Origin of the sequence: Mesorhizobium sp. M4A.F.Ca.ET.020.02.1.1 (assembly GCF_004022645.1) — a bacterium.
Taxonomy (GTDB): domain Bacteria; phylum Pseudomonadota; class Alphaproteobacteria; order Rhizobiales; family Rhizobiaceae; genus Mesorhizobium.
The window spans coordinates 1-8,479 of sequence record NZ_RZOI01000203.1; the positions used below are offsets into that span (position 1 = coordinate 1).

Sequence of the window (8,479 nt, forward strand, 5' to 3'; positions counted from 1 at the left end):
TTTCGGAAGGTGAAGCTTGTTAGTGCGGCCGCCGTCGATAACGTAGACTTGGCCAGTGACGAAGCCGCTTTCATCGGAGGCAAGCCAGACAGCGAGATTTCCGACGTCCCGGGGTTCGCCAAGACGTGCTACAGGATGCATTGCGAGAAGCTCATTGCGGGCTCGGGCGCTGTCGGACATGCCATTGATGTAAATCTCGCTTAAGTCGGACACGATCCACCCTGGGGCAATAGCGTTACAACGGATGCCCTCGTGCCCATGGTCAACGGCTACTGCCGCCGTGAAACCGTGGATCCCAGCTTTCGAAGCGGAATAGCCCGCATGACCTGGATTGGCCCCGAGCCCCTCGATTGAGCCAATGTTGACGATGCTTCCTTTTCCCCGCCGGCGAAGATGCGGAATCGCAGCCTTCGTCATTAGAAACGGAGCCTTCAGGTTGATGTTCATCATCCGGTCCCAGTCCTCCTATGTCGTTTCCTCGACCGTCTTCTCGAAAACGATACCGGCGTTGTTGACGAGGATGTCGAGGCCGCCGATCCGCTCAACGGCAGCTTCCAAAGCTGATGCTATGTTCGGGCCTAGCGAGATCTGCCTTCACATAGATGACGGGCCCGTCAAGCGCCGTTTGGAGGGGCGGATTGCGCTGTATGACAGCTACCAGCGCCCCTTCTTCGGTAAACCTCGGTGATCCCGGCGCCGATACCACGGCCACGGCCAGTCACGATTGCACATTTTCCGGCTAGCCGATCAGTCATGGAAGCCCTCATAAGAAAATTCAATGCGTCTCGGTCGAGGCGGGCCTGGCGACCCTCCTGCCGTTCAAAGTCACTATCCAGCAACCGCGCGAACAGGCGCTAAGCAGTGATCAGGCCAAGCTTTCGGGGTTTCCAATGACATTCCGCAGCTCGAGCAGGAATTTGCTAGCTTCCGCGCCATCAATTGCCCGGTGATCCACCGACAGGGTGAAGGTCATCATCGTTGCCGTGCGAGTATTCCCCGAGGAATCCACCACAACCCGTGGTACAGCGCTCCCAACGGCCAAAATGGCGCACTGTGGAACATTTATGATGGCATCGAACTGCTCAATACCATAGCCACCGAGATTGGAAATGCTGAACGAGCCGCCTGAAATTTCGCTCAATTTCAGGGATTTGCGCGTAGCCCGGTCGACGAAATCCTTGGTCTCTGCGGCGATCTCGATGACCGATTTGGTTTCCGCGCTGCGCACCACAGGTGTCGACAGACCGCCCTTGACGGCAATCACTATAGAAATATCAGCGCTGTGATATTGACGGATCGTGTTATCTGCCATCTGGCAATTGATGGAAGGGTGCTTGACCAGCGAAACAGCCACCGCTTTGACCAGGCAGTCGTTGAGCGACACCTTCTCGTTTGGATGGTGTCCATTCAGCTCAGACCGCCAACGCATCAGCTTGTCGGCTTCAATGTGCGCGACCATCCGGAAGTGCGGGACCGTCTGTTTTGCCAACGTCATTCGCGCCGCGATCGCCTTGCGTAAAGGCGACAGGGCCACCTCGGTGAATGAGTTCGACATTAGCTCGCAATCGTTCCAAGGACCGCATTGACATCGACCGTCGTGCCAACCGGGGCAACGATGGTTGCCAACTTTCCTGACGCCGGCGCTTCGATCTCCACGGTAGCCTTGGCCGTCTCGACTTCAGCGACGATCTCTCCTTCCTGCACTTGGTCGCCAATGTTTTTCAGCCAGCGAATGACTGTTGCTTCCTCGATGCCCATTCCGCTGGACGGCAGATTGATGTCAACTGTCATCTTGGTATCCATTCGATTAAGACGTTTAGAGGAGCCGACGTATGGCGGCGATAATGCGGTCCTTCGTGGGGTAAAAGCCCTTCTCGAGCGCGGGACTGAAGGGAACGTGGATGTCTGGCGCACAAACGCGAAGGATCGGACGTTTCAGCAGATCAAAAGCCTCTTCAGCCATCACCGCGGCAATCTCGCTTCCCACATTGCATACACGATGAGCGTTCTCGACGATCAGAAGCCTCCCAGTCTCTGCCAAGGATATTTTGATCGTCTGATAGTCGAGCGGCTTCAGCGTGCGAGGATCGATCACTGCGACCGAAACCCCTTCTTTCGCAAGGGCATCGGCCGCTTCCATTGTCGGCCGGATGGCGCTGGCGATGGTGACGAGCGTCACATCTGTGCCCTCCCGTTTCACATCGGCCTTCCCGATCGGAATGACGTAATCAGGATCTGTCGGAACATCCCCTTTGACCCCCCAAAGGCGAGCATCCTCAAACACGAGAACAGGATCGCCGTCGCGAATCGCCGCCTTCATGAGGCCCTTCATGTCAGCGGGGGTCGACGGGCAGATGATCTTGAGGCCGGGGACGTTCATGAATAATGGGTAGGGGCGGTCCGCATGTTGAGCCGCCTTCGAGCCCGTAGGATACATGCAGCACCGTATCACGATCGGTATATCGATCTGCCCCCCGGTCATGTACTGCAGCTTAGCGGCCTGATTGATGATCTGGTCGGACGCGAGATAAACGAAACTGGCTATGGTCAGGTCGACGATCGGCCGCAACCCATTGATGGCGGCTCCAATGCCGATGCCCGTGAAACTTCCTTCCGAAATAGGCGTGTTCCAGACCCGTTTCTTGCCGAACGTCTCGACAAGCTTGAGGCCGCCATATAGAGGGACATCCTCTCCCATGAGTACAACACGATCATCGCGCTCCATCTCCTCGAATTGAGCTTGGACGAGCGCATCGATATAGGTCATCTGCCTATGAGTGGTCGGGGCTTCAGAAAGTGTTAGCGCATCATCATGCATGCCATTAGATCCTCTCGAGCCCGGCCACGAAGTTGTTGTGCCCGATGAGGGGCGTGTTAAACATGTAGTCGGAGAGCGTCTCTAGTTGGGGGAGGGGGCTATCAAGGCCGAATTGAACAGCTTGCTTGACTGCCAGGGAAACCTCATCCTCGATCTCGGTAAGAACCGGTTCCCTGACTCCGTCTTTGAGTAGAGCGCTGCGATAGAGAACAAGGGGATCCCGATCCCGGCGATAACTTTCAATCTCCTCGGTGGAGCGATAGGGCGTTCCCGGAATGGCCAGGCCCGCATTGTGTTCGTCGAAACGGTAGGTGTTAGCGACGATCAGGCTAGGACCATCGCCAGCTCTCGCCCGCCGCACAGCCGCTTCGGTTGCTGCAAAGACCGCGTCAACGTCTTGCCCGTCAACATTGACGCCCCGCATTCCAAATCCGGCCGCACGTAACGCGATGTCAGGTTGGCCATGGGTTTGGGCCACCGAGACGGTCACTGCATAGCCATTATTCTCGCAAAGATAGATCACAGGCAGATTCCACAGCGAAGCCATATTGAGGCTTTCGTGAAAGGTGCCCTGATTAACAGCCCCGTCGCCAAAGAAGCACAGGGAAACCTGGTCGACGCCTCGAACCATCGCACTGAAAGCACAACCTGTGGCAAGGGGTATACCGCCCCCTACGATGCCCGACTCGCTGATAATTCCGACCGATCGGTCCGCAAGATGCATCGAACCTCCGCGCCCCTTACAAATGCCGCCTTCCTTGCCCATCAATTCGGCCATCAGAACGTCGAGATGCCCACCCTTTCCGATGGGATGGCCATGCGAGCGATGTGTGCCGGTCATGGCGTCGTCATCGCGCAGTGCGAGGCACGAGCCCACGATTGCCGCTTCCTGACCAATGCTTGTATGGAAAACGCCAGGAATCTTGCCGCCCTTGAAGAGTCGGCTACCTTCCTCTTCAAACCGACGAATGCGCAGCATCCTCCGGTAGGCCTCTAATCTCAGTTCGCCGCTCAAGTTCATCTTCCAAGCGCTCCATATTCAAAGCTCCGCTTAAACCACGCGGGCAGGTTCTGATGTGTGCTGTCGGATGTGCTCTAGTCTGGTCCGGTCAAAGCCCATCGCCGTTTCTAGCCGCCCATATACAAACCACCATTCACGTGAATCGTCTGGCCCATGATGTAGCTGGCAGCATTGCTGCATAGAAACGCCACTGCGTTGCCAACGTCTTCGCCTGTTCCGAAACGACCTGCCGGGGTAGCCGCCAACCAGATGTCCCCTTTCTTGCGCAACATTTCGGCAACCATCGGGGTATCGATAGTACCGGGCGACACATTGTTCACGCGGACATGCGGCGACACTTCTTTCGCTAGTGACTTGACGAACGCCAAGACACCGCCCTTTGAAGCTCCATAATGAACATGCTCTGCCGATGAGCCTTCATGTGCTGCTGAAGACGCAATCGTCACGATGGACCCCCCCGGCCTGATATGGGGGATGGCCCTACGACAAATGAAAAAAACGCCGTCGAGGTTGACTGATATCATCCGGCGCCATTGCTCGTCGGTCATTGTCGCGAACGGCTGATCCTCGAAAATGGCTGCCGCAGGGACAACATGATCAATGTGACCAAAACGTGTAAGGCAGGTAGCCACCACGGTCTCGGCGTCGGCTGGGTTGCTTGCATCGTAACGGATAGCTGCGACCCGTTCGCCCTCGGGATCGAGCGATGCTGCCACTCGCTCCACGCTCGCGCCATCGTAGTCCGCCAAGATCAGTCGGGCGCCAAGCCGACTTAACACCTGGGCGATGGCGCTGCCGATACCACCGGCAGCGCCCGTCAAGATGACGGTTTGGTCAAGGAGGCTGTTGTCAGTCAATTCCGTTCTCCGCCATGATCCTAGCCGCCGTCGTTGCTATTTTGCGGCATTGGCTTGCGCGATCCAGTCGTCCCACTTCGTCTTGTTGTTCGAGATCCATTCCATCGCGCGCTGCTTGATCTGCGCGTCGGATTTCTCGCCGTTGTAAATTCGGAGAGCCTGGGCATTCAGGTCCTCCAACGGCATCGCGAACAGTTCGAAGAACTTTTTCGCGGACGGATTGTCGTTGATGAACTTGGTCGACGCAGCAACCCGTTGCTGAATCATAGGAAAACCTAGATTTCCAAGGCCCGGCACTTCCGTGCTCGCTGTTTGGCCATCAGGCAAATCGGTCTTTTTAACATTGAGCCAGACAACGTCTTTGCCTGGCTGCAGAATGCTCGAGAGCCAAAAAGGCGTCCAAGTGTAATAGATCGTCGGCTTGCCTTCTTTGATGCGCTCGATAGCATCAGGGATGATTGCGAAGTAACCGCCCTGTTTCTCTTCTACGGTGTCGCGAAGGCCGTAGGCGTCGAGGTGATGCTCAATGATCCGCTCGCAGCCCCAGCCCGGATCGCACCCATAAATGTCTGCTTTGCCATCGCCATCAATATCGAACAGCTTTGCTTTCTCTGGATCCTTCAGATCTTCCAAGTACTTGATGCCGGTAGCATCCGCCGTCTTTTTGTCGATCAGGTAGCCCTGCACGTTGTTGGCCGACAGCAGGCCCATGGTCGTTAGGACAGATTCTCCACCGTTTTCCTTGATGTACTGGTTATGGATAGGATCGGCAAATGCTGCGTAATAAGTAACGTCCCCTTTCGCGAGCGCCACGTAAGCCAGTTCAATCTGGAGCTGAACAGGATCCGCTACGTCATATCCGAGCTGGCGTAGGCCCTCACCCACTATAAGGGTCTGCATGAGTTCTTCGGAAACGCCATCCCATCCTGGTATGACCTTTTCAGCCGCGAACGCGGCCGGCGCCATAACGATGGAACTGAGCAGAATAAAGCGAAAAAGTGATTTCATGGTCATACTCCCATTTCCCATGTAGATGCAGTTATAGGCTTTAGTGGCTCTCGCTTCGGGGTGCGATCACCCGGCCAGCCCCGGGCGTTACGAGCTGCTCGGCAAGTTGCTTTTGGCCCTCTTTTCGGTGCCTTTTGCTCGCTCGGTGTGACCTATAGGGGCGCCCCCGCCACACTTCAAATGAGTATTAATGGGGCGCCGGATAACCAGAGGTCATGACCTGCGACCATGACTTCAGCTTGTTAGCTGCATGACTTTTTGGGTGCTTGCGAACAGTACGTTTGCCGGCCTAGATCACAGTACATGCCGTCGTTCTCACGCAGCCCTCTGCCCGGACACCCAACATATGGCGCAATCGAAGAAGGTGGTTATTGTTACCGGTGCGACCTCCGGCATTGGGGGCGCCGTGGTGGAAGCGTTTGCCGCGACAGGAGCCTCGCTGGTCTTGGCGGGGCGGGATCGGGAGCGGGGCCAGAAGGCCCTGGAGACAGTGGAGAAGCTCGGTTGCACAGCCTTGCTTCAGCTCGGCGATGTTGCAGACCCTGCTTTTGCCGACCAAGCGGTCAGGTCCGCCGTGGAGAGGTTCGGCCATGTTGATGTGTTGGTCAATAGCGCTGGGATTATCCGGCGCGGAAACGCTGTTGATACGTCGGATGACGATTGGCGCCAGACGTTCGAAGTTAACGTGAATGGCGTGTTCTTTTTCAGCCGCGCTGCTGTGCGCTCCATGCGGACGACGGGCGGCGGAAGCATCATCAACGTCGCATCGAACGTGGGATTGGTTGGCTGCCCTGGACTGGTTGCTTATTGCGCGTCCAAAGGCGCTGTCGTTCTAATGACGCAGGCGATGGCCCTAGATCATGCCAAGGAGCAGATTACCATCAACGCGGTCTGCCCCGGCGCCGTTGACACCCCGATGCTTGTTTCAGCGCACACTCAGCCTGTCACAGCCGAGCAAATCCTGCAGAGAAATGTCGACTCCATACCCCAGGGTCGGGTGGCGACCCCCAAGGAAATTGCGAGCTTGACCGTGTTCCTCGCGAGCGAGGGCGCCAGGCACATTACTGGGGTTGCTATTCCGATAGATGGCGGCTTCACGGCAGGATAGGAGGAAATTTTGGGTAGTCGGGTATCAGGCAAGGTTGCTGTCGTTACAGGTGGCAACCAGGGAATAGGACGTGCGATCGCGGAGAGGCTTGCTGAGGAGGGTGCCATCGTGGTCGTTGGCGATCTGCGCGACGACCGTGCTTCCGGTTCCGGCGGTGCAGGTGGAATTACGCCTCTCCCGCTGGACGTCACAAAGGAGGTTTCGATCCGCACCTTCGTCGATGAAGTCCTGCAGAAATGGGGCAAGATCGACATTCTGGTCAATAATGCGGGTCTTGTCATGCACAAGTCCATTGATGACCAGACCGCTGAAGAGTGGGACCGGCTCATGGCAGTCAATCTCCGCGGGCCCTTTCTGATGGCAAAGTATGTGGTCCCTGAAATGAGGCGAGTGGGAGGAGGGACAATCGTCAACATTGGGTCGGTGGAAGGCTATATGGTCAACCCGTGGCATACAGCCTACGCGGCCTCGAAGGCTGGCGTTCACGGACTGACGCTCGGGCTGTCCGTGGACCTTGGGCCTGACGGCATACGTTGCAACACTGTCTGCCCAGGATGGATCGACACTGATTTAAATCGTGCCTACGTCGAGATGCACCCCGATCGAAGCTTGATTGAGCGCGAATTGGGACAGCTTCACCCGGTGGGGAGGATTGGAGCTCCTAAGGAGATAGCCAACGCAGTCCTGTGGTTGGCAAGTGACGATTCCAGTTTCGTGAGCGGCGAAATGATCTCCGTCGATGGCGCGCGCACCAAGAAAATTTCGTTGCCCGCCATCTTGGATGAAGAGTACCGGGCCAAACTGACAAAGGTCCAAGCATAGCGTTGCGTCAGCGCCCGGAACGGGTTACGGCGGGTCCTCGGGCTCGCTGAGGAACACAGTGATGCTCACCGGCATGTGCGCTTTACAATGCAGCGTTGCTGCGCCCAAACTGGGGGGTGAGCCCCGGTCGAATGGCTATCGGTTGTGAGGACAAAGACCAAGCCTAGGTCGCTGTTTCTCGGCATTGACACTGGCGGCACCTACACTGATGCCGTGCTGTGGTCTGAGACCGAAGGCCCGCAGCACGGGCCTAGCAAGGGCAAGGTTCTGGCCAAGGCCAAGGCGCTGACGACGAGGCATGATCTTGCCGTCGGTATCGCCGGCGCCGTCGACGCGGTGCTGCAAAGGGCCGGTACAGATCCGACCGATATCAAACTGGTCTCGATGTCGACGACCCTAGCGACCAACGCGTTGGTCGAGTGCCAGGGTGGCCGCGTCGCCCTCATCATGATCGGGTTTTCCGAGGCCGATCTTGCGCGTGACGGGCTTCGTACGGCACTCGGCACCGATCCGGTGGTGTTTTGTCCGGGAGGCCATGACGTGCACGGCAATACTGCGGGGCTCGACCTATCGGGCCTGCAAGCAGCATTGCCGGAGCTTGGCGGCTCGGTTTCTGGCTTCGCTATATGCGCCTATTTCGCCACGCGCAACCCTGCGCATGAAATCGCTGCTCGTAACATGATCCGTGAGAAGACTGGACTACCGGTCACCGCCAGTCATGAGCTGTCAGCCAAGCTTGGCGGCCCGCGCCGGGCGCTCACCACATTGCTTAACGCCAGACTGATCTCGATGATCGACCGCCTGGTGGCGGCGACCGAAGGCTTTCTCGAGCAGCGCAGTATATC

General features: G+C 57.2%; 10 protein-coding genes. 3 read left to right on the forward strand and 7 right to left on the reverse strand.

What is annotated here, in order from left to right; all coding sequences use genetic code 11:
* The 7 genes from EN742_RS15010 to proX all read right to left on the reverse strand — a co-directional run.
* Nucleotides 1-450 (reverse strand): SDR family oxidoreductase (locus tag EN742_RS15010; RefSeq protein ID WP_210214461.1); only part of this gene is annotated, 450 nt, incomplete at its 3' end.
* Nucleotides 451-865: 415 nt separating this feature from the next.
* Nucleotides 866-1,555 carry a dihydrolipoamide acetyltransferase family protein gene (locus tag EN742_RS15015; RefSeq protein ID WP_128332970.1) on the reverse strand — a complete coding sequence of 230 codons (690 nt, stop codon included), beginning with the start codon at nucleotides 1,553-1,555 and terminating at the stop codon, nucleotides 866-868.
* Nucleotides 1,555-1,791, reverse strand: a complete 237-nt coding sequence (locus EN742_RS15020; RefSeq protein ID WP_128332971.1) for a biotin/lipoyl-containing protein — start codon at nucleotides 1,789-1,791, stop codon at nucleotides 1,555-1,557. The genes EN742_RS15015 and EN742_RS15020 overlap by 1 nt, the downstream gene beginning before the upstream one ends.
* A 25-nt stretch (nucleotides 1,792-1,816) precedes the next feature.
* Nucleotides 1,817-2,818 (reverse strand): alpha-ketoacid dehydrogenase subunit beta, encoded by a 1,002-nt coding sequence (locus tag EN742_RS15025; protein ID WP_128332972.1) that lies wholly within the window; start codon nucleotides 2,816-2,818, stop codon nucleotides 1,817-1,819.
* Nucleotides 2,819-2,822: 4 nt separating this feature from the next.
* Nucleotides 2,823-3,839, reverse strand: a complete 1,017-nt coding sequence (locus EN742_RS15030) for a thiamine pyrophosphate-dependent dehydrogenase E1 component subunit alpha (protein WP_128332973.1) — start codon at nucleotides 3,837-3,839, stop codon at nucleotides 2,823-2,825.
* A gap of 107 nt (nucleotides 3,840-3,946) precedes the next feature.
* Complete coding sequence (locus tag EN742_RS15035) at nucleotides 3,947-4,696, reverse strand: SDR family NAD(P)-dependent oxidoreductase (RefSeq protein WP_128332974.1); 750 nt, start codon at nucleotides 4,694-4,696, stop codon at nucleotides 3,947-3,949.
* Nucleotides 4,697-4,732: 36 nt separating this feature from the next.
* Nucleotides 4,733-5,704 carry a glycine betaine/L-proline ABC transporter substrate-binding protein ProX gene (proX, locus tag EN742_RS15040; RefSeq protein WP_245492328.1) on the reverse strand — a complete coding sequence of 324 codons (972 nt, stop codon included), beginning with the start codon at nucleotides 5,702-5,704 and terminating at the stop codon, nucleotides 4,733-4,735.
* Nucleotides 5,705-6,050: 346 nt separating this feature from the next.
* Here proX and EN742_RS15045 point away from each other — a divergent pair, with 346 nt between their 5' ends.
* The 3 genes from EN742_RS15045 to EN742_RS15055 all read left to right on the forward strand — a co-directional run.
* Nucleotides 6,051-6,812, forward strand: coding sequence for an SDR family NAD(P)-dependent oxidoreductase (locus EN742_RS15045; RefSeq protein ID WP_128332976.1), 762 nt, complete (start codon nucleotides 6,051-6,053; stop codon nucleotides 6,810-6,812).
* A 9-nt stretch (nucleotides 6,813-6,821) separates the two neighbouring features.
* The gene (locus EN742_RS15050; protein WP_128187930.1) at nucleotides 6,822-7,634 is read left to right on the forward strand and encodes an SDR family oxidoreductase; all 813 of its coding nucleotides are present in this window, start codon (nucleotides 6,822-6,824) and stop codon (nucleotides 7,632-7,634) included.
* 144 nt (nucleotides 7,635-7,778) lie between these two features.
* A partial coding sequence (locus tag EN742_RS15055; RefSeq protein ID WP_281034963.1) for a hydantoinase/oxoprolinase N-terminal domain-containing protein occupies nucleotides 7,779-8,479 on the forward strand: 701 nt, incomplete at its 3' end.

What these genes read in the sequence shown, in the direction of transcription:
- EN742_RS15020 (WP_128332971.1), bottom strand. Translation starts at nt 1,791, where the DNA reads ATGACAGTTGACATCAATCTGCCGTCCAGCGGAATGGGCATCGAGGAA.
- EN742_RS15045 (WP_128332976.1), top strand. Translation starts at nt 6,051, where the DNA reads ATGGCGCAATCGAAGAAGGTGGTTATTGTTACCGGTGCGACCTCCGGC.
- EN742_RS15030 (WP_128332973.1), bottom strand. Translation starts at nt 3,839, where the DNA reads ATGAACTTGAGCGGCGAACTGAGATTAGAGGCCTACCGGAGGATGCTG.
- EN742_RS15025 (WP_128332972.1), bottom strand. Translation starts at nt 2,818, where the DNA reads ATGCATGATGATGCGCTAACACTTTCTGAAGCCCCGACCACTCATAGG.
- EN742_RS15015 (WP_128332970.1), bottom strand. Translation starts at nt 1,555, where the DNA reads ATGTCGAACTCATTCACCGAGGTGGCCCTGTCGCCTTTACGCAAGGCG.
- proX (WP_245492328.1), bottom strand. Translation starts at nt 5,704, where the DNA reads ATGAAATCACTTTTTCGCTTTATTCTGCTCAGTTCCATCGTTATGGCG.